This is a genomic window from Brucella tritici (genome assembly GCF_008932285.1).
GTDB classification, from domain to species: Bacteria; Pseudomonadota; Alphaproteobacteria; order Rhizobiales; family Rhizobiaceae; genus Brucella; species Brucella tritici.
Window position 1 is genome coordinate 796,970 of record NZ_WBVY01000004.1, and the last position, 21,361, is coordinate 818,330.

Here is a 21,361-nt window from a genome sequence, read left to right on the forward strand (position 1 = left end):
AAAACAAAGAGTTACTCGAGGATCAGGCCGCATTGGTGATCGGTTTGCCGATTGCGGCGGCAAGCACCTTCTCCTGGGTAAGATTTTCATTGGGAAAATCGCCACGCAGCCTGCCCTCGCCGATCACGAGAACACGGTCGCTGATGCCGAGAACTTCCGGCATTTCGGAAGAGACCATCAGCACTGCGACACCCTGTTTCGCGAGCGCGAAGATCAGTTTGTAGATTTCATATTTAGCACCGACATCGACGCCCCGCGTCGGCTCATCCAGAATGAGTACCTTGGGGTCCGGCAGCATCATCTTCGACAGCACCGCCTTCTGCTGGTTTCCACCGGACAGGGATGCGATTTCCAGCATTGGATCGGCAGTCTTCACCTTGAGGCGCAGAATTTCGCGCTGGATCGTGGCCAGTTCCGCTTCCTTGTCGAGCAATCCGCGCAGGGAAAACCGATCCAGCACCGAGACCGTCATATTGTAGCCCACCGGCATGATCGGCAAGATACCATCCTTCTTGCGGTCCTCCGGCACCATGCAGATGCCTTGTCGAACCGCATCGCGCGGTGTGCGGATTTTCAGTTCCCGGCCTTCCAGAAAGACCTGCCCCTTATGCGCTCCGGGCCAGACACCGAACAGGCTGGATACCAGTTCCGTCCGCCCCGCGCCCACAAGCCCGGCAATGCCGAGGATTTCCCCGCGCCGAAGCGCAAACGAGACATTGTCGACCACCTTGCGATCAGGATTGGTCACATCCCAGCAATTGATGTTGCGCGCCTCGAAAATGACCTCGCCAATATCGTGCGGCTCGCGCGGAAACAGGTTCTTCATCTCGCGCCCCACCATCATGGTGATGATGGCTGGCGTGGTGAGTTCCGCCATCGGCTTGGTCGCGATATGCGTTCCGTCGCGAATGACCGTCACCGTGTCGGAAATTTCGGCCACCTCATCCAGCTTGTGGGAGATATAGACGCAGGCCATGCCTTGCGCCTTGAAGTCCTTGATGAGATCGAGAAGGACGCGCGTTTCGGATGCCGTCAGCGCCGATGTCGGTTCATCCAGAATGAGCAGCTTCGCATTCTTGTTGATCGCCTTTGCGATCTCGATCAGCTGCTGCTTGCCGCCCGGATAATGATAGACCGGAAGCGCGACATTGATGTCATGGATATTGAGGCGCGCCAGAAGTTCCGTCGCACGCGCATTCATCTGGTCATAATCGATGAAGCCGCCGCTTGTCGGCTCCGATCCCAGAAAAATGTTTTCAGCAACCGAAAGATGCGGCACCATCATAAGTTCCTGATGGATGATGACGATACCCGCGGCTTCCGTATCACGGATGCCCGTCGCCTTCAGTTCCTGACCTTCCCAGAAAATTTCCCCGGTCCAGGTGCCATGGGGATAAACGCCGGAAAGCACTTTCATCAACGTGGATTTGCCCGCGCCATTCTCACCGCAAAGGCCGACACACTCGCCCGCGCACACTTTCAGGTAAATACCGTCAAGCGCTTTCACGCCGTTGAAGTCCTTACCGATATTGCGCATCTCTAGAAGATATTCGGACATCGCATATGACCTTGCAGTAACACAGCAGAATGAGCCGTCCGGTTTCAAACCACACCATTTTTCTGGCGGAAATGTTCCGGACAACGCTGTCAAAGACAGCATCGACAAGTCGGTGAGGCCAGAAGCTGGATCATGGTTTCCAGACTTCCGGCCCCACTGTTCACGCAGGCTTAAATCGCCGAAACCAACTCCGGCGATACCCGTTGGAAAGGCTTACTTCCCGTAGATCTGCTCCTTGGTGTAGAAGCCGTCCTGAACGTAGATGTCGATATTGTCCTTGGTCACGGCAGTCGGCGTCAGCAGAAGCGTGTCGACCTGCTTGCCACCGTTGTCGAGCTTGGAATTGAATTCAGGCTTTTCGCCCTTGACCATCTGGACGGTCAGCTTGGCAGCTTCCGAAGCAATGAGTTTCAGCGGCTTGTAGACCGTCACGGTCTGCGTACCGTCGATCAAACGCTTGACGGCGGCAAGGTCGCTGTCCTGCCCAGAGACGGCAGTCTTTCCAGCCAGCCCCTGTGCGGCAAGTGCCTGAATAGCGCCACCGGCGGTGCCATCGTTCGAAGCGACAACCGCATCGATCTTGTTCTGCGCAGCCGTCAGAGCGTTTTCCATGATGGAGAGCGCTTCAGTCGGGCTCCATTCCTTCACCCATTGCGAGCCAATGACCTTCACCTTACCGGAATCGACAGCTTCCTTGAGCGCCTTTTCCTGACCGGCGCGGAGAAGCTTGGCATTGTTATCCGTCGGCGAGCCGCCGAGGAGATAATAATTACCTTCCGGCTTGGCCTTCAGGACGGCTTCCGCCTGCATGAAACCAACGCGCTCATTGTCGAACGAGATATAGGCATCGATATCCGCATTGAGGATCAGACGATCATAGGACAGAACCTTGATGCCGGATGCCTTGGCATCAGCCACAACCGCGTCGAAAACCTTGGAGTTCATCGGCACGATGACGATGGCGTCAACGCCCTGCGCAATCAGGTTTTCAACCTGCTTGACCTGCTTTTCCTCGTTACCGTCAGCCGACTGCACATTGACCTTGGCGCCCAGCTTTTCTGCGGCCTCAATGAAATAATCGCGGTCACGCGCCCAGCGCTCGACGCGAAGATCGTCGATGGAAAAGCCGATGACCGGATTTTCCGGCGAAGCATAGACCGGCGTGGACGCCATGGCGCCAATGCCCAAAGCTGCGGCAACCAGCGCGCCAGTCAGAAAATTACGACGTTTCATGCAAATCTCCTCCAAACAACACCGGCTTGCTACCGGCTGATACTAATCCGCGCCCCCGAACGTATTCCGCCCCCGGAGTTCGGCACGACAAAACAGCCCACTTTTGAGCTGCTTATTCCTCGAATGGCTGATCCTCCCAAAGGCGTTTTGCGCCAAGATCACTCCATCGGGACAGCATGCAGAAAGGCACACCGCCCCATCCTCGGAGACCATTGATACGTGAAGAAAAATGAATAGCAAGCATTTTTTGATTTACGTACCTCATTTTTGATCTTATGGTCCGCGTCGAGGAGCGAGGATGAAACCTACAGTCCATGATATAGCCAGAACAGCGGGCGTCAGTCTTGCCACGGTTGACCGTGTACTGAACGAACGTCCGGGTGTGAGAGCGAAGACGCGCGACCGGGTTATGGCCGCGATGAACACGCTTGGCTATGTGCGCGATGTGGGTGCTGCCAACCTCGCGCGCGGCAAGCTTTATCAGTTCGATTTCATTTTGCCGGACAATGAAAATACCTTCATGCTGAGCCTGCGCGCGGAACTGCAATCCGCGACTGAACGGGCTTTGGCCGAGCGCGTGCTGGTCAATGTCGTGCTTGTTCCCGCCTTCGATGAGGCAGCACTTGTCGCAGCGCTGGACGATTGCGCCACACGCAAGCCTGACGGCGTTGCATTTGTGGCGGTCGACACCGATCCTGTACGCGAAGCCTGCGCCCGATTGGATGAACAAGGCATTCACGCCGTCACGCTCGTATCCGACCTCGGACAATCAACGCGAACGCATTATGTCGGTGTCGACAACGGTGCAGCCGGGCGCACCGCAGCGCGGCTTCTGGGGCTTTTCGCCAATGGAACGGAGGGCGCGCTTGCGGTCGTCGCCGGTTCGTTGAAGGTTCGCGATCATCGGGAACGTTTCGACGGTTTTACGGCGGCCATGAAAGCAGACTTTCCGGGCCGCGAGATATTGCCCGTTCTGGAAGGTTTCGATGAAGGTCCGCGTGTGGAAAACCTTGTCGACAAGCTGCTTGACGAGCGTAGTGACATCGCCGGAATTTACAGTCTTGGCGCAGGCAATAGCGGTCTGGTGAAGGCACTCGCCAAACACAGTTCCTATCGACCGCTCGTCATCGCCCATGAACGCGATAACGTGACTTCGAAAGCACTGACAGACGGCATCATCCATGCGGTGCTGGCGCAGGATGCAGGCCATGAAATCCGCAGCGCCATCCGGGTTCTCAAAGCATCTGCGGATCGTCTTGCCATTGTTCCGGGACAGGAACACATCCGCATCGAAATTTTCCTTAAAGACAACCTGCCGCATTTCGATTGATGCGCGGGCAACAATGCCTTTCCAACAGGAGCAAATATGTATCTCGGGCTCGATCTAGGAACATCCGGTGTCAAGGCGCTGTTGATCGACGACGCGCAGACAGTGATCGGTTCGGCCCATGGCGAACTGGATGTTTCCCGTCCCCATCCGGGCTGGAGTGAACAGGACCCGGCACATTGGATCAAGGCTTGTCGCACTGCAATTGATGGTCTGCGCACTGCCCACCCAAAGGAGTTTTCGGCGATTGCCGGTATTGGCCTCTCTGGCCAGATGCATGGCGCTACCTTGCTGGACGAACAGGATCAGGTTTTGCGTCCCTGCATCCTCTGGAACGACACGCGCAGCTATCGCGAAGCAGCAAAGCTCGATGCTGACCCGGCTTTTCGCGCCATCACCGGCAATATTGTCTTTCCCGGTTTTACAGCGCCGAAGCTGGTTTGGGTTGCCAATAATGAACCGGAGATTTTCGCGCGCATCCGCAAGGTGCTGTTGCCGAAGGACTACCTTCGCCTCTGGCTGACCGGTGAATATGTCTCCGACATGTCGGATTCAGCAGGTACAAGCTGGCTCGATACCGGTGCACGCCGCTGGTCTCAAGAACTGCTGGACAAGACCGGTCTCGATGAAAACCAGATGCCGCGTCTTGCCGAAGGCACGGACGCAACCGGATGCCTGCGAACTGAGCTTGCCGCAGAATGGGGCCTTGCCGGTCAGCCGGTCGTGGCGGGGGGCGCTGGCGACAACGCCGCTTCTGCCTGCGGCATGGGCACGGTCAAGCCCGGCCATGCCTTCGTTTCGCTCGGCACATCGGGCGTGCTCTTTGCAGCAAATGGTGCCTATCAGCCAAAGCCTGAAAGTGCAGTTCATGCCTTCTGCCACGCCCTGCCCAACACCTGGCACCAGATGGGTGTCATCCTGTCCGCGGCAAGCGCGCTCGACTGGTATGCGCGGCTTGTCGGCAAAACGGCACATGAGCTTGATAAGGAACTCGGCGACACGCTGAATGCGCCGGGCAGCGCGACATTCCTGCCTTATCTTTCCGGCGAACGCACCCCGTATAACGATGCGAAGATACGCGGCGTATTTTCAGGTCTGGAGCATGAATCCGATCAGCGCGCATTGACGCAAGCCGTTCTGGAAGGCGTTGCCTTTGCAATCCGCGACAATCTCGCCGCGCTGCAATCGGCTGGCACAGATATCAAGTCGTTGACCGCCGTCGGCGGCGGCTCGCGTTCCACTTATTGGCTGAAGGCAATCGCGACCGCGTTGAATGTACCGATTGCCTTGCCGGAAGAAGGCGACTTCGGTGGTGCTTTTGGCGCCGCGCGACTGGGTCTCATCGCGGCCACCAGCGCTGATCCATTTGCCGTCTGCACGCCGCCGCGCACGGAACGCACGATAGAGCCGGAAGCCGCCCTGCTCCCGGCCTATGAGGAAGCCTATCAGCGTTATCACGCCCTTTATCCGGCACTTCACGCCCTCGCCGGTTAGTGACGCTGCCGCAAACAATCAGACATGACGACATTCGAACGGGAGGACACAATGAGCACCGGATTTTTCGGCGACATTCAGAAGGTTAAATATGAGGGACCGGACAGCGACAACCCGCTGGCATTCCGTCACTATAATCCGGATGAAATCGTGCTAGGCAAGCGCATGGAAGACCATCTGCGCTTTGCGGTCGCCTACTGGCACAGTTTTGCCTGGGAGGGTGGCGACCCGTTCGGCGGACGCACCTTCGACCGTCCCTGGTATTCCAACGAACTGGATGCGGCAAAGCTCAAGGCTGACGTGGCCTTCGAGTTCTTCTCTCTGCTTGGCGCGCCCTATTATTGCTTCCACGATGCCGATGTGCGGCCCGAAGGACGCAACTTTGCGGAAAACACGCGATATCTCAACGAGATCGTCGATATTTTCGAGAAGAAGCAGGCCGAAACCGGCGTAAAGCTGCTTTGGGGCACAGCCAACCTGTTCTCCAATCGCCGCTATATGGGCGGTGCCGCAACCAATCCCGATCCGGATGTGTTCGCCTTTGCGGCGGCAACCGTGAAAAGCTGCATCGACGCGACGAAACGGCTCGGTGGCGAGAATTACGTGCTCTGGGGCGGTCGCGAAGGCTATGAAACGCTGCTCAACACCGACCTTGGACGCGAACTCGACCAGATGGGACGGTTCCTTAATCTGGTGGTCGAATACAAGCACAAGATCGGCTTCAAGGGCACGATCCTGATCGAACCGAAGCCGCAGGAACCGACCAAGCATCAGTATGATTATGACGTCGCGACCGTCTATGGTTTCCTGAAGCGATACGGCCTCGAAAACGAGGTGAAGGTTAATATCGAGCAGGGCCACGCCATTCTGGCCGGTCACTCCTTCGAGCATGAACTGGCGCTTGCCCGTGCGCTTGGCATTTTCGGTTCAATCGACATGAACCGTAATGACTATCAGTCGGGTTGGGACACGGACCAGTTCCCGAACAATGTGCCGGAAATGGCGCTTGCCTATTATCAGGTCCTGCTTGCGGGCGGTTTCACGACCGGTGGTACGAATTTCGACGCAAAGCTGCGCCGTCAGTCGCTCGACCCGCAAGACCTGCTGATCGGTCATATCGGTGGCATGGATTGCTGTGCGCGCGGGTTGAAAGCAGCCGCCGGAATGCTTGAAGACGGCGCATTGTCCAAGCCGCTCGATGAACGTTATGCAGGCTGGGATGGCGATTTCGGCAAGAGGCTTTTGACAGGTCTCTCGCTGGACCAGATCACGGCTGAAGTTGAAGCAAAGGACATCAATCCGCAGCCGAAATCCGGCCGTCAGGAATATCTCGAAAACGTCGTCAATCGTTACGTTTGAAGCCATTGTACCAGGGCGCTGAGATGCTAACGCATCACGCCCTGAAAATGCTCAGTCGCCGCACGGGCTTAACCAAAACTCGATGAGACAAACTCATCGAGTTTTGGTATTAAATCGACGGATAAAAAAGGGCGCCACCGGCGCCCTTTTTTCTATAACATATCGACTTCTAAAGCTTGACCCAACCGCCGTTTTTCTGTGACGAGCGCACGCAGGCGTCGATGAAAGCAACGCCCTTCAAGCCGTCATCAACGGTCGGATAAATCACGGCACTATCCGGCTTTTTGCCGTTGCGGTGGGCTTCGATAGCATTGGCCGCTTCCGAATAAATCGTGGCAAAAGCTTCCAGATAACCTTCAGGATGCCCAGCCGGTACGCGGGTCACGCGGGCGCTCGCAGAGCCGACACCGGCACCGCCCCGCGTGATGAGCCGCTTCTGCTCGCCAAAAGGCGTGAACCAGAGATAGTTCGGGTCCTCCTGCGCCCATTCAATGCCGCCCTTTGTGCCATAGACGCGCAGGCGCAGCGCGTTTTCATTGCCGGGCGCAACCTGGCTGCACCAGAGCATGCCCTTTGCACCGCCCGCAAAACGCAGCATCACATGCGCATTATCATCCAGGCGACGCCCCTCGACAAAACTGTCGAGATCGGCGGCAAGGCTGTCGAGCGTCAAGCCGGTTACGAAGGAGGCGAGATTGAACGCGTGCGTGCCGATATCGCCGGTCGCGCCGCCTAGCCCCGATTGTGCCGGATCGGTGCGCCAGACAGCGCCCTTAGCACCGGTCGCCTCAACCGCTTCGGTCAGCCAGTCCTGCGCGTATTCCACCTGTACGACACGAAGATCGCCAAGATCGCCATTGGCGATCATCTCGCGCGCCTGCCGCACCATCGGATAGCCGGTGTAATTGTGCGTCAGAACGAACAAGGCGTCGCTTTCATCGGCGACCTTTTTCAACTTCTTCGCATCGGCAAGCGTCGAGGTCAGCGGCTTGTCGCAGATGACGTGAATGCCGCGCCGCAGAAACTCCTTGGCAGCTTCATAATGAACGTGGTTCGGCGTTACGATGGAAACGGCTTCAATGCCGTTTTTCAGCCGCGCCTCACGAATGGCCATGTCCTTGTAGCTGGAATAGATGCGATCTTCGGCCAGCCCCAGTTCACGCCCCGAGGCCTGCGCCTTTTCCGCTGATGACGACAAAGCGCCTGCCACCAGTTCAAACCGGTTGTCGAGACGCGCCGCCATGCGGTGCACGCCGCCGATAAACGCGCCAGCCCCGCCGCCCACCATGCCGAGGCGAATACGGGGAGCAGCAGTTTCCGTAGTTTTAGCTTCGATGGTCATCGCGTCCTCATAATCCAAGCATACGGCGATTGGCAGCATCATCGGTGCCGCCGGCGGCGAAATCGTCAAATGCCTTGTCGGTGACGCGGATAATGTGCGCCTTGACGAACTCCGCGCCTTCACGCGCTCCATCTTCGGGATGCTTCAGCGCGCATTCCCATTCGACCACAGCCCAGCCGTCAAAGTCGTTCGCGGCCATCTTGGAGAACACCGCGCCGAAATCCACCTGCCCGTCACCGAGCGAGCGGAAGCGGCCTGCACGGTTGACCCAGCCCTGATAGCCGCCATAGACACCTTGCCGCCCAGTCGGATTGAACTCCGCATCCTTGACGTGGAACATCTTGATGCGATCCTTGTAGATGTCGATATTGTCGAGATAATCGAGGCACTGCAGGACATAATGCGACGGGTCGTAAAGCATGTTGGCCCGCGGGTGATTTTTGACCTGCTCCAGAAACATCTCGAAGGTCACGCCGTCGTGCAGGTCTTCGCCGGGATGGATTTCATAGCATATATCGACGCCATGCTCATCAGCGTGATCGAGGATCGGCTTCCAGCGTCGGGCGAGTTCCTCAAATGCGGTTTCGACCAGACCTGTAGGACGCTGCGGCCATGGATAGACAAACGGCCAGGCCAGTGCGCCGGAAAAGGTCGCATGCGCGCCAATGCCGAGATTGCGTGAGGCGCGGATTGCCATCTTTACCTGCTCGACCGCCCAGGCCTGACGCGCCTTGGGATTGCCGCGCACTTCCGGCACTGCGAAACCATCGAAAGCTTCGTCATAGGCGGGATGCACCGCAACGAGCTGGCCCTGCAAGTGGGTCGAGAGCTCCGTGACTTCGACACCGTTCTGGCGAGCCACCCCGGCGAATTCGTCGCAATAATCCTTCGATTCAGAAGCCCTTTTCAGATCGATCAACTGGCTGGCCCATGTGGGAACCTGCACCCCGGCATAGCCTTTTTCGGCAGCCCATTTGGTGATGCCATCCCATGTGTTGAACGGCGCTTCATCGCCTGCGAACTGCCCAAGAAAAATCCCGGGCCCCTTGATCGTCTTCATCAAATTTCTCCTGAATATGCTCGGACCCCGCCATCAACCGGCATCGAGCAACTTGAGAGCGCGCTTCGCGCTGCATATCGGGAATGAAAAGAAAAGCCGTGCGCCTGCTCAGACAGGCGCACGGTATTCAAGCACCTTAGAACGGCGAATCCGGGAAATAGAAATCCTTCGCATTGTCCTTGGTAACGAGCGTAGCATCAAGGATGTAGCTGCCGCTCACCGGAATCTGGTCATAGAAATGACCGGCGGCGAGTTCCATGGCAGTCGAAACCATTGCCGGCGGATAGAGAACATCAACAGGCACAAGCTTGTCGCCATCCATCACCTTCTTGATCATGTCCTTGGAGCCTGCACCGCCCACGACATACTGAATGTCGCTGCGGTTGGCCTGCTTGATGGCTTCGAGAACGCCGACAAGCATGTCGTCATCCTGTGCCCAGACCACATCGATCTTCGGGTATTTGGTCAGGAAGTCCTGCATGACGCGGAATGCATCGTCGCGGTTCCAGTTGCCATACTGGCGGTCCAGAACCTTCACGTTGGAGCCTTCAATGCCCTTGTCGAAACCGTCCTGACGCTGCTGATCGATCGGGATCGGCAGACCGCGAATGACGACGACTTGCGCATCGGGCGTGGTCTTCTTGATATATTCGCCGGCGACCTGTCCGAGTGCCGGGTTGTTACCCGCCACGTAAAGATCGCGGATGGAATTGTCGTTGCTGCTCGGCGCACGGTCGACCAGAGCGACAAAGGTTCCCTTGTCCTTGATTTCCTTGATGGCGTTGACAAGCGGATCTGGATCGGTTGGCAGAACAACGAGCCCGTCGAGGCCCTGTACGGCCAGATCCTGCAACGCATTGGCCTGCGATGCCGCATCAGGCGACGTCTTGACGATGACGTTGAGGCCCGGATGCTCAGCCATCAGAAGCTTCGCCACGCGTTCGGCGTGATAGACGACACCTGCCGTCCAGCCGTGATCGGCAGCCGGGATCGACACGCCGATCGTCACCTTCTTGTCCTGTGCACTTGCTGCGCTGCCAAAGGCAAGCGCACCCGCCGTCAAAGCGGCGAAAGCAAGCTTCATCAAATTCCCTCGCATAGTCTTCCTCCCAGTAAACACGGGGCTCTCATTCCTCTCAGGCTGGAATCGCCCCAACAATTCCGCCAATCCTTAAAGCGTGCCGCATTTCATCATACTCGTACGACACGCTTTAAGCTTTTGTTTTCATGCATGTCTCCCAAAACCGCTTCCCGCTTTTGGGAGACATGGCATTAGACCTATCTTCGCGACAGCGAACGCTGCACCAGCATGGCGATAATGATGATCGCGCCCTGAATTGCCCCGAGCAGATACTCGCTGACGAAGTTTGACAGGATCATGATGTTTCCGATGATCTCCAGAATGAACGCGCCGCAGATCGTGCCCCAGATACGGCCCACGCCGCCGCGCAAAGCTGTGCCACCAACAACGACGGCGGTGATCGCCTGCAGTTCCCACATCAGGCCGGTCGTGGCCGACGTAGAACCCAGACGCGGCACATAGAGAAGCACAGCCACAGCGACGCAAAGGCCCTGAATGACGAACGCGATAGTGCGCACTTTCTTGACTGAAATGCCGGAATAGCGTGCCACATCCTCATTCGATCCCACGGCAATGACATGGCGGCCATAGCGGGTCCGATAAAGGACGAATGCGGCAAGCGCTGCCGTCACGAAAATCACGATAACCGGCACCGGCACGCCAAGAATGGAACCAAAATAAGCCGGGCGATAAAGCGCCTGAATGTCCGGGTTGCGCATGGTGATCGCACCGCCTTGCGACAGCCATGTGGTGAGGCCACGATAGATGCCCATAGTGCCGAGCGTGGCGATAAAAGGCTCGATGCCGCCAACTGTCGTTATCAGCCCGTTCAACAGGCCGCAGGCTGCCCCAACAATCAGCGCCAGCATCACGGCTGCAATCAGCATCATCACCGGATCGGCAATCACCCCGCTATTCATGAACAGGATCATGATACTGGCGACGAAAGCCACCATTGCGCCCACGGAAAGGTCGAGCCCGCCCGATGAAATCACATAGGTGGCGCCGAGAGCGATAATGGCGATGAAAGCGCTGCGCGTTGCGACATTGAGAAGGTTGTCGATACTGATGAAATTTGGGTTGGCAATCGCACCAAGTACAAGCAGCAAAGCGAGCGCAATGAACGGGGCAATCGCCCTTAAATCCCAATCCTTGGATGTCCTCGCCACTGAGCTTTTATCGGTCGCAACCTGTGTCATCTATTTCCCACTTTATTGTTTTTATGCGGCATTTTCGGCTTCAACGCCGGTTGCAAGCACGACGATGTCATGTTCCGTCATACGGTCGCCTGTCACCTCACCGGCAACCCGCCCTTCCCGCATCACGACGATGCGGTCGCAGATACCGATCAGCTCCGGCATTTCCGACGAAACCACGATGATCGATTTCCCCTCATCTGCCAGATTGGCAATGAACTGGTAGATCTGCTCCTTCGTGCCGACGTCGATACCGCGTGTCGGTTCATCAATGATCACGATGGACGGATCGAGCATCATCATCTTGGCAAGCAAAAGCTTCTGCTGGTTCCCCCCCGAAAGCTGACCTGCCAGAATGTCCTTGCGGCCTGTGCGAATATCGAACTCGCGGATCGCATCATCGAGTGCAGTGCGTTCCCGGTTGCGGTCGATCTGCAAACCGCTCACGAATTTCGTCAGCGAGGCGAGTGTCAGATTTACACCCAGGTCCTTGGACAGAAGCAGCCCTTTGCCCTTCCGGTCCTCGCTGAGATAAACGATCCCCGCCTTCTGGCTTTCATGCGCGTTGCGGAAATGGACCGGCTTGCCATTGTGGCGCGCCTCCCCCTTGCCGGGTCGCAGCCCGACAATACCTTCCATCAGTTCCGTGCGTCCCGCACCGACCAGGCCCGCAAAGCCAAGTATCTCGCCCCGGTTCAGATGAAAGCTCGCATTCTTCACATAGCCCGGCACGCTGAAGTTCTCGATTTCAAGAATGGCAGCGTTGTCATGCTGGCTTGCGCGGTCAGGATAAAGCTTTGAAACGTCACGACCAACCATCAGGCGGGCCATGTCTGATGGCTGCAATTCAGAAGACAGATGCGCTGAAACAAGCTTGCCATCGCGAAGCACAGTCACGCGATCGGATATTTCCTTCACTTCCGGCAGGCGGTGCGAGATGTAGAGAACGGCGACACCCTTAGCGCGAATATCCCGGATCACTTTCAGCAGCGCCTCGGTCTCGAACGGCGTCAGCGAGGCGGTCGGTTCGTCGAAAATCACCACACGATGCGGCACCAGCAGCACGCGGGCGATCTGCACCAGCTGGCGCTGCGCAATCGACAGGGAGCCGACAACTGCATCCGGATCGATATCGGCGCCCAGATCACGAATGGCCTTACGCGCACCTTCGCGCATCGATTTATCATCGACAACCAGTCCACGGTTAAGCTCGCGACCAAGATAGATGTTCTGCGCGACGGTCAGATCGGGTGCGAGGAGAATTTCCTGATGCACCAGCACGATGCCCTGCGCTTCGGCCTCCACCGGCCCCGAGAAAGTAACCGGCTTGCCGTCGATGCGGATTTCTCCGCTCGTAGGACGCTCATTGCCTGCGAGCAGCTTCATCAGCGTCGATTTTCCGGCGCCGTTCTCGCCAATGATCGCATGAACTTCGCCGCCGAAAATGCACAGATCGATATTCTTCAGAACCTGGACAGGACCGAATGATTTGGAAAGCGACACAGCCTCCAGCAGTGCAGGCCTGCCATCTTTTTCCGGCGCACTCATAGGCAACCGCCCATGGCGGACTGCTGCATTTGGTGCGTCTTTAATATGCTCTTTGCCGATAGTTCTGGCTGCACGTGAACTCCTCCCAAAGCGTCACAATAAAAAGCTTAGCTTTCGTTTTGAGGTACGTAAAGCAAAATATGCATTCTATCCCATCATCAAACCGGAGAAGCCCTGTTCATGCAAGGCTCTTGCATATGAGCTCGCAGGCTCCGCTGTGAGGACACAATGGATATTCCGGGATCGTCCTTACTGATCCGGCAACAGGCTTATCAGATTATCGATAAGCGGCGACCGGTTGTTCTTCATCGAAACCAGCCCCAACCGCGCCAGAAGGGGCTCGCCTTCGATTGGACGATAAGTCACCCCGGCCAGCTTGATCTGCGCAATGGCAGTTGGAACAATCGAGACGCCCAGATCGGCGGCGACCAGATTGACGACGGATGGCATCTGCGGCGCTTCCTGCGCGACGATCATTTCAAAGCCCGCATTCCGGCAAGCCTCAACCACATCGTCGTAAAGGCTAAGCCCCACAATGCGCGGGAAAAGCACGAATGCCTCTTTTGCCAGAGCTGAAATCGGCAGCTTGGGATGAACGGCAAGCGGATGATGGCTCGGCAGAGCGATCAGCATCGGCTCATCAGCCAGCCGCTTCATGCGTACATCCTTGGGGTTTTCCAATCCGGGCCGGATGAAGGCAGCGTCCACTTCTCCCCTGACCAGTTGTTCCATCAGCAAATGACTGTTCATCTCCGTCAGGGTCAGCCGGACATCGGGCCATCTGGCCCGAAACTTGCGGATCGTACCGCTGACGGTTGGGTTGAAAGCGGACGATGCAGTGAAACCCAGCGCGAGCCTGCCGGTTTCTCCACGCGCCGCGCCCTGCGCTGCAAGCTTCGCCTTCTCGGCGGCGGCAAGGGAGGCCTTCGCTTCACCGAGAAAAGCCGTGCCTGCTGCCGTCAGTTCGGCTCCATGCGGCACGCGATGAAACAGCGCCACCCCGATCTCGTTCTCGAGGTCGCGTATCTGCTGGCTGAGCGGCGGCTGGCCGATACCGAGCTTCGCAGCCGCGCGGGTAAAATTGCCTTCTTCGGCCACGGCCAGAAAATAACGCAGATGACGTAGTTCCATCGCTATATCCAAAAGCTATTGCAATCGTCACTTCCATATATTGGACAAATGAAGCGTCTTTGACTAGATCAAAAAGCGGGAGGATTTGAAAAGGCAAAGTCATGTCACGCCTCGCAGAACGCAGCCTCGACAGCGTAAGAACACCGGAAAGCCAGCTCAAGCTCGTTTCAGCTCCCACGGCAACCGAACAAAAGCATTATCTCGTCAAGGGCACGCCGGCATTTCGCAATGCGAGCATTGCACTGTTCCTGTCCGGCTTCGCAACTTTCTCCCTGCTTTACTGTGTCCAGCCCCTGATGCCGCTTTTCGCGCATGATTTTGACATCACGCCCGCGGCCAGTTCCTTATCGCTTTCCGTTTCGACAGGCTTTCTCGCCTTTGCAATTTTCGGTGCTGCCGTTGTATCTGAGCGCTTCGGACGCAGGACACTGATGTTCGTCTCGCTCCTCGGCTCAGCACTTTGCACGATAGCCAGTGCATTGGTGCCGGACTGGCATATGCTGCTCATCATTCGCGCCCTGCAGGGCCTGCTGCTCGGCGGCGTGCCTGCAGTCGCCATGACCTACCTGGCGGAAGAAATCGACCCGCGCGGCCTTGGCGCTTCAATGGGGCTTTATATTGCTGGCAATGCATTCGGCGGCATGGCGGGCCGTGTCATTGCCGGAACGCTCGCAGAGTATTTCTCCTGGCGCGTCGGTCTGGCAGGCATGGGGCTGCTTGGACTTGCCGCATCCATTGGCTTCCTCTTTCTGCTGCCCGCCTCGCAGAACTTCATTCCGCGTCCGGGCTTCAATGCACGGTTTCACCTCGGCGCATGGATCGGCCACATCCGCAACCCGGCCCTCCCGCTGCTCTTTGCCATTGGCTTTCTCGTGATGGGTTCCTTCGTCACCATCTATAACTATATCGGTTTCCGTCTTGTCGCAGCGCCTTACAGCCTCAGCCAGACAGCGCTCGGCGCCATTTTCACGGTCTATCTGTTCGGTATCGCCGCTTCATGGCTTGCTGGCAGGATGGGCGACAGGCTCGGCTATTTCACCGTTCTTCCCATCGGCCTTGCGATACAGGCCGCAGGTTGTCTTCTGACCCTGTTTGCGCCGCTGCCTGTCATCATCGCAGGCATCATCCTCGTGACTGTTGGCTTCTTCATCAGCCATTCGGTCGCCAGCGCTCTGGTCGGACGACTGGCACTCCACACAAAGGGACATGCATCGTCACTCTATCTGCTCGCCTACTATCTCGGTTCCAGTGTCGCCGGTGCAGCAGGCGGCTATTTCTGGGTTGCGGATGGATGGTCTGCGGTTGCCGAATTCACCTTTGTCATGCTTGCCATTGCGTTCGCGGCGGCAGTGGGTGCAGCCCGCCTGTCAAACCGGAACTGACATTGGAAAAAAGATAAAATTTTATGGAACCATATCCATTCCAGCGCGTTCATGCGGCTCGGAAGGAGAATGATTGCATGCAAGTGGTCGATGCTCTGGTCAAAAGATGCGACAAGGAAAATTCCTATCAGGTAGAATTCATCGGTGAAGATGGCGAAACTGTTTGCGTATCCTTCCGCCACGATTCCGAGGAAGAATTGAGCCACCATGACGCCATTGCGAGCGCGCTTGCCAAGATGGCGCCGCTCACGGCTTATGGTGCAGCGTTCATCAGCATCCTGTCGGCCAACAAGTTGAATACGTCCGCCACAGCGGCCTGATAATTGCCATTCGGAAAGCCCTGCACTCCAGTTAGAGCGCAGGGCTTTTTGTATCTGTTGGTCGAACCTTTTTGAACCGCTTTGGGATTGATATCCTTCCAAAAATTGCCTAGCTGCTTGACAGGAGCGAGGCAATTGACGGAGGTTCGGACATGAGCGAATTGGCCGACTGGCTATCGGACACCCATCCGATCACACGAAAGAATGCGGCAGAAGTTGTGTTCGACGATATTCGCTCGGCCATCACGTCCGGTCGCCTTGCAGTTGGAACCCGCCTGCCCTCAGAAGCCCAGCTTGCTGGCCGGTTCGGTGTCAGCCGCCCAATCGTGCGCGAGGCGCTGCGGTCGCTACAGACGCTGGGGCTAACCCAGACCCGGACAGGTAGTGGCACTTATGTCCTGAATACTTCCCCCGTAAGCGAACTGAGTTATGGCGGTTATTCGGCGCGTGATCTGATCGAGGCGCGCCCGTTCATCGAAGTACCGGCGGCGGGCTGGGCAGCACTGCGCCGCAGCGCCGGGCAACTCGCCCACCTGCTTGAGCTTTGCGAAAAGATGGACCGCCAGACGGACCCGCAGAAATGGGAATTGCTCGATTCCGAATTTCATTGCGCTATTGCTGAGGCTTCCGGAAACACAGTCTTCTCCAAAATCGTCGCCGATGCCCGCGAAGCACTGATCCAGCAATCTGAACTCGTTAATCTGATGTCTGGTCGCCGTGAAGCGTCAAATGTCGAGCATCGCCGTATTGTCGAAGCCATTGAGGCAGGATCGGAAGCCGAAGCCCGCGCGGCGATGGAAGCCCATCTGAGCAAGGTCAAGACAGCCGTGACGACGATCATCGGCAAGGACGAGGTCTGACACCACAAGGCGGTGGCTTTGCACAGGATTCGCGCAGATTATTCGTGCCAATCCGCCTTGGCGCAGCATTTTCCTGCCGAATAAGCACAAGTCCGTAACACTTTCTTCCTGCTGATTTTTTCCCTACCAGTTTTTTCTGAAATTGAGCGCCGAGCTTCTCATTTGAAGCCGAATACTTGACGTGCGTTCTGCGATATGCGTTAAAACCGCCTCTAAAATCTGTCATGCAGCTTTACAGAATACCCATCAAATAGGGATGAATTCCATACCCTCATTGAATGACCGGCGGTGTGCCCTAATTGGCCTTTCACGCCGAACGGTCGCCTGTAGAAACCGCGCTCTCAGGGAGGAGCAATGCCGATCGAAACCATGAAAGCCACCCCGGCCGAACGCGAAGTGTTCGTTGAAGAGGACCGCGGTTATCACAAAGCCCTGAAACCGCGCCAGATTCAGATGATCGCGATTGGCGGTGCAATTGGAACCGGGCTCTTTCTCGGCGCAGGCGGACGTCTGGCACTGGCAGGTCCAGCTCTGGTCTTCGTCTATGCCTTGTGCGGCTTCTTTGCGTTTCTGGTACTGCGTGCACTGGGCGAGCTCATCATGCATCGTCCCAGCTCCGGTTCCTTCGTCTCCTATGCCCGCGAGTTCTACGGCGAAAAGCTGGCTTTCGTGGCAGGCTGGATGTACTGGCTCAACTGGGCGATGACATCCGTGGCAGACGTAACGGCTGTTGCGCTCTACATGAATTTCTTCAAGCATTATGTGCCGTGGCTGCAGGGTATCGACCAATGGGTATTTGCCCTGACGGCGCTTGTTATCGTGCTGGCGATGAACCTCATGTCGGTGAAAGTTTTCGGTGAGCTGGAATTCTGGTTCAGCCTCGTCAAGGTGATCGCGCTCGTAACCTTTCTGGTGGTCGGTATTTACTTCGTCGTCTCCGGCACGCCTATTGACGGTCATCCTGCTGGCTTCAGTATCATCACGGATAGCGGAGGCCTGTTCCCGAACGGCATATTGCCGGCCTTCATCATCATACAGGGCGTGGTTTTCGCCTATGCATCCATCGAATTGCTGGGCACCACAGCGGGAGAAACCGAAGACCCGCGCAAGGTCATGCCCCGTGCAATCCGCACCGTGGTCTTCCGCCTGCTCGTCTTTTATGTGGGTTCGGTTCTGCTGCTCTCGCTGCTTCTCCCCTACACCGCCTATTCGGCTGGCGAGAGCCCGTTTGTGACCTTCTTCGGCAAGATCGGCGTCGAGGGCGCGGATGTCATCATGAACCTCGTCGTCCTGACGGCAGTTCTGTCGTCATTGAATGCCGGGCTTTATTCCACCGGACGCATCCTGCATTCGATGGCTGTATCCGGTTCTGCACCTGCCTCGCTGGCCAAGATGAACAAGAACGGCGTTCCTTATATGGGTATCGCAGTTACCGCCGTCGTCACTGTCATCGGTGTCGTTCTCAATGCGGTCGTGCCTGCGGCAGCCTTTGAAATCGCGCTCAATCTCTCCGCGCTTGGCATCATCACGGCTTGGGGCGTCATTGTCCTCTGCCAGTTGAAACTGTGGCATCTCGCACGTCGCGGCGAAATCGTGCGTCCGGACTTCCGTATGTTCGGTGCGCCTTACACCGGCATCCTCACACTCGCATTCCTGCTCGGCGTACTGGTCCTGATGGCGCTCGACTATCCAGTCGGCACCTGGACGATTGCTTCGCTGGCGATCATCGGCCCTGCCCTCATCCTTGGCTGGTATATGATGCGTGAACGCATCCATCGACTTGCTGCCGAACGTGCTGTAGACGCCAGCATTCCCGGTAAGTGAGAGGATTCGGAAATATGACGCTTGCAAAGCCTTCCATAGCGGTGATCGCCACTGGCGGCACCATCGCCAGCAAGCGCGGGGAAGACGGAGCAAGCACACCGGTCCTGTCCGGTGAGGATTTGCTCGGCTTCGTGCCGGGCCTTGAAGCGGAGCTTCGTCCTGTCGACCTGATGGCGAAGGATTCCGCAAGCCTCACCCTTTCCGACATGCAGCGCATCAGCGACGCCGTCGCCTCCGGTCTCAAGGATGACGAAATCGATGGCATCGTCGTCCTGCACGGCACGGATGCCATGGAAGAAACGGCGCTGCTGGTGCATCTGCAGCGCCACATCGGCAAGCCGGTGATCTTCACCGGCGCGCAGTTTACCGCCGATCATCCGCAGGCCGATGGGCCAGAAAACCTAGCTACCGCCATTCGTCTTGCCTGCGATCCGGCCAATGCCGACAAAGGTGTCCTCATTGTCTTCGGCGGGCGGATTGTTCCGGCCTGGGGCGCATACAAGTTCAGCAGCGACAGTGCCGACGCCTTCCGCTCTGCACGTATGATCCAGAGCCAGAGCCCGGTGCTTCCAGCGCCCGTCGGTGACCGCCGGATCGACACGATTGCCATTTATCCCGGCTGCGATGCCCTCCACATAGAAGCGAGCATTGCAGCCGGTGCCAGCGGCATCGTTCTTGCAGCGCTCGGTTCGGGCAATACCACACCCTGCGTTGTCGAAGCTGTCCGCGAATGCTCGCGCCGCAATATTCCCGTTGCAGTTTCAAGCCGCGTGCCGGAAGGCCTGTTGGCACCCGGCTACGGCGGAGGTGGCGGCGGATATGATCTTGGCGAAGCCGGAGCCATTCACGCACAAACGCTTCGCCCCGGTCAGGCTCGCATCCTGCTTGCCGCATTGATCGCCAGCGGCAGTTCCAAGGATGCAATGATCCACGCTTTCAGCGACGACCGATAAGCGGGTCAGCCCGGAAACTGGCGGTAGCATTCTTCCGCCACCTGCCGCAGCCGCTCGCGCGATATCTCGCCGCTCACCGCATAACCAAGATCGTTGTCGATCCAGTAGAAGGTTTCGACACCGTCACTTGAGGCGAACCGGAAGCTCGTGTCGCGGTTATCCGGATTGCGGCCGACGATCACCGAAAGCCGTTTTCCAGCCTCGTCCTCATACATGAAGAAGGCGCCCGCCTTGCCGTCAACCGGCAACAAACGCCCACCGACAAGCTGGAAACCAAGCGAGCGGAGATCGGGAACGCGGAGATCGGGTATATCAAGCCGCTTGCCGAGCCATGTCGCCAGATGTGCCTCTTCATTGGAAAACACCTCGACCGGATGCCGCACTTCGCTGGCATAGATGAGATACGCTGCCTGGGCTTGCTGCGGCAAGGTTTGCGCACTCGCTATTTGCGGCTCGGCTTCGGCAAGCAGGCGCGAACCTGCAAAGCCGCCTGCACCACCGATCAGCAAAGCCGCCAGAACCGCTGCTGCAACGACCCCGCGATAGGTTCGCGACTGGCGTATCCCCGCTGAGCGGATCAATACGGGATCGTCATTCTTCGCCTTGGCATAACCGGAAAAGAGCTGCCTGATGCCTTCGTTCTGACTGCGCCACTCGGCAACCAGCGCCGCCTGCTCGGGGTTGTTCTCAAGAAGCCCGGCAATGCGCGCATGTTCCGCATCGGACAATTGCCCGTCGACAAAGCCAAGCAGTTCCGCTTCGGTTATGGGAGAATTGCGTTCTGTCATCGGTTTCTCCGAAGCGTTACGATATTCGAACCGCTCATATGTTCGGCAAGGCGATGTCTTGCCCGTGAAAGCCGCGACATGACGGTTCCGACAGGTATGCCCAGCATTTCAGCCGCTTCGCCATAGCTGTAGCCTTCAACAACGATAAGCATCAGCACCGCGCGGTTATCTTCCGGCAGGGAATTGATCGCCTCTTCAAGCTGCTGCAACTGGAACGGATCGGTTTCCGTCGCCGCGACACTGACATTTTCCGCAGCATCCAGCGTTTCATGTCGGGTCCGGGCGCGGCTTTTATAGCCATTGCGATAGAGATTGGTCATCATCGTGAGTATCCACCCACGCAGATTGAGGCCACGCCACTGGCCGCGCCGCGACAGCGCCTTCGCCACGCAGTCCTGCAAAAGGTCCTCGCCTTCGGCATCGGACTTCGCAAGGCTGCGAGAATAGCGCCGCATCACCGGCAGGAGGGCCAGAAGCTGGCCCTCGAAACTTTCGGGAGCGGGATGGCTCACATCGGCCTCATGGCTTTGCGGCGTGCCAGACCCCATTAACGCCGTCTCCGGTGACGTCGCCAGGCTTCTTGTCCTTCACCCAGTAATAGAGCGGCATTCCGTCTTTTGCCCATTGCTCGCTGCCATCCTTGCGCTTGACCAGCGTATATGCGCCGGAAGCCTTTGCTCCCTTCATCGCCATGAAGGGCGGCCAGTTCTTGGCGCAAGTATCATAGCAGCTGGATTCGCCTTTGCTATCCTTGTCGAAAGTATAGAGCGTCATATCCTTGGCGCCTGCCAGAACCTGCCCCTTCGAGCTTTCCATCGTCTTGATGGATGGTGCGGCCAGCGCGGCTGACGCCGCCACGGCTGCAACTGTCAGTACGGACATAAAACCAAACGTTTTCATGATCT

19 protein-coding genes are annotated in these 21,361 nt (G+C 57.4%); 8 read left to right on the top strand and 11 right to left on the bottom strand.

The genetic code is table 11. The features are described 5' to 3' along the window. Window positions 1–22: 22 nt before the first annotated feature. Together F9K94_RS18260 and xylF are read right to left on the bottom strand one after the other, a co-directional pair. On the bottom strand, window positions 23–1,558 hold the full coding sequence (locus F9K94_RS18260; RefSeq protein WP_151647465.1) for a xylose ABC transporter ATP-binding protein: 1,536 nt from the start codon (window positions 1,556–1,558) through the stop codon (window positions 23–25). A 213-nt stretch (window positions 1,559–1,771) separates the two neighbouring features. Continuing rightward, a complete protein-coding gene (xylF, locus tag F9K94_RS18265; protein WP_061347830.1) occupies window positions 1,772–2,791 on the bottom strand; it encodes a D-xylose ABC transporter substrate-binding protein in 1,020 nt (339 codons plus the stop codon). Between the two features lie 298 nt (window positions 2,792–3,089). Here xylF and F9K94_RS18270 point away from each other — a divergent pair, with 298 nt between their 5' ends. Genes F9K94_RS18270 through xylA form a run of 3 tightly spaced genes read left to right on the top strand, consistent with a single transcriptional unit; the run spans window position 3,090 to window position 6,971 of the window. Next, complete coding sequence (locus F9K94_RS18270) at window positions 3,090–4,121, top strand: LacI family DNA-binding transcriptional regulator (RefSeq protein WP_061347829.1); 1,032 nt, start codon at window positions 3,090–3,092, stop codon at window positions 4,119–4,121. 36 nt (window positions 4,122–4,157) lie between these two features. Next, on the top strand, window positions 4,158–5,612 hold the full coding sequence (gene xylB, locus F9K94_RS18275; protein ID WP_151647467.1) for a xylulokinase: 1,455 nt from the start codon (window positions 4,158–4,160) through the stop codon (window positions 5,610–5,612). Window positions 5,613–5,663: 51 nt separating this feature from the next. Then, the gene (gene xylA, locus F9K94_RS18280) at window positions 5,664–6,971 is read left to right on the top strand and encodes a xylose isomerase (protein ID WP_151647469.1); all 1,308 of its coding nucleotides are present in this window, start codon (window positions 5,664–5,666) and stop codon (window positions 6,969–6,971) included. A 169-nt stretch (window positions 6,972–7,140) separates the two neighbouring features. Here xylA and F9K94_RS18285 read toward each other — a convergent pair whose 3' ends face one another. The 6 genes from F9K94_RS18285 to F9K94_RS18310 form a co-directional block, all read right to left on the bottom strand. Beyond that, window positions 7,141–8,313, bottom strand: coding sequence for a Gfo/Idh/MocA family protein (locus F9K94_RS18285; protein ID WP_151647471.1), 1,173 nt, complete (start codon window positions 8,311–8,313; stop codon window positions 7,141–7,143). Between the two features lie 7 nt (window positions 8,314–8,320). After that, window positions 8,321–9,373, bottom strand: a complete 1,053-nt coding sequence (locus tag F9K94_RS18290; RefSeq protein WP_151647473.1) for a sugar phosphate isomerase/epimerase family protein — start codon at window positions 9,371–9,373, stop codon at window positions 8,321–8,323. Window positions 9,374–9,509: 136 nt separating this feature from the next. After that, window positions 9,510–10,472, bottom strand: coding sequence for a substrate-binding domain-containing protein (locus tag F9K94_RS18295; RefSeq protein ID WP_012092835.1), 963 nt, complete (start codon window positions 10,470–10,472; stop codon window positions 9,510–9,512). A gap of 179 nt (window positions 10,473–10,651) precedes the next feature. Further along, window positions 10,652–11,653, bottom strand: a complete 1,002-nt coding sequence (locus tag F9K94_RS18300; protein ID WP_151647475.1) for an ABC transporter permease — start codon at window positions 11,651–11,653, stop codon at window positions 10,652–10,654. Between the two features lie 21 nt (window positions 11,654–11,674). Then, complete coding sequence (locus tag F9K94_RS18305; RefSeq protein WP_151647477.1) at window positions 11,675–13,198, bottom strand: sugar ABC transporter ATP-binding protein; 1,524 nt, start codon at window positions 13,196–13,198, stop codon at window positions 11,675–11,677. A gap of 249 nt (window positions 13,199–13,447) precedes the next feature. Next, on the bottom strand, window positions 13,448–14,329 hold the full coding sequence (locus tag F9K94_RS18310) for a LysR family transcriptional regulator (RefSeq protein WP_061347822.1): 882 nt from the start codon (window positions 14,327–14,329) through the stop codon (window positions 13,448–13,450). Between the two features lie 101 nt (window positions 14,330–14,430). Between F9K94_RS18310 and F9K94_RS18315 the strand changes: the two genes are divergently transcribed. From F9K94_RS18315 to F9K94_RS18335, 5 genes are all read left to right on the top strand, one after another. Further along, complete coding sequence (locus F9K94_RS18315; RefSeq protein WP_151647479.1) at window positions 14,431–15,711, top strand: MFS transporter; 1,281 nt, start codon at window positions 14,431–14,433, stop codon at window positions 15,709–15,711. A 77-nt stretch (window positions 15,712–15,788) separates the two neighbouring features. Then, complete coding sequence (locus F9K94_RS18320; protein WP_235920646.1) at window positions 15,789–16,031, top strand: hypothetical protein; 243 nt, start codon at window positions 15,789–15,791, stop codon at window positions 16,029–16,031. A gap of 152 nt (window positions 16,032–16,183) precedes the next feature. After that, on the top strand, window positions 16,184–16,891 hold the full coding sequence (locus F9K94_RS18325; RefSeq protein WP_061347819.1) for a FadR/GntR family transcriptional regulator: 708 nt from the start codon (window positions 16,184–16,186) through the stop codon (window positions 16,889–16,891). Window positions 16,892–17,245: 354 nt separating this feature from the next. Beyond that, a complete protein-coding gene (locus tag F9K94_RS18330; RefSeq protein WP_151647483.1) occupies window positions 17,246–18,715 on the top strand; it encodes an amino acid permease in 1,470 nt (489 codons plus the stop codon). A gap of 14 nt (window positions 18,716–18,729) precedes the next feature. After that, window positions 18,730–19,668: an asparaginase gene (locus tag F9K94_RS18335; RefSeq protein WP_151647485.1), complete on the top strand. Its 939-nt coding sequence runs from the start codon at window positions 18,730–18,732 to the stop codon at window positions 19,666–19,668. 5 nt (window positions 19,669–19,673) lie between these two features. On the opposite strand, the gene F9K94_RS18340 is transcribed toward F9K94_RS18335, so the two are convergent. From F9K94_RS18340 to F9K94_RS18350, 3 genes are read right to left on the bottom strand one after another with little or no spacing between them, the layout of a single operon-like run. Next, entirely contained in the window at window positions 19,674–20,456 is a 783-nt protein-coding gene (locus F9K94_RS18340) for an anti-sigma factor family protein (RefSeq protein WP_151647487.1), read from the bottom strand. Further along, window positions 20,453–21,004, bottom strand: coding sequence for an RNA polymerase sigma factor (locus tag F9K94_RS18345; RefSeq protein WP_061347816.1), 552 nt, complete (start codon window positions 21,002–21,004; stop codon window positions 20,453–20,455). Before F9K94_RS18345 ends, F9K94_RS18340 begins: the two co-directional genes overlap by 4 nt. Further along, window positions 20,976–21,356 carry a COG4315 family predicted lipoprotein gene (locus F9K94_RS18350; protein WP_151647489.1) on the bottom strand — a complete coding sequence of 127 codons (381 nt, stop codon included), beginning with the start codon at window positions 21,354–21,356 and terminating at the stop codon, window positions 20,976–20,978. Before F9K94_RS18350 ends, F9K94_RS18345 begins: the two co-directional genes overlap by 29 nt. Between the last annotated feature and the right edge of the window lie 5 nt (window positions 21,357–21,361).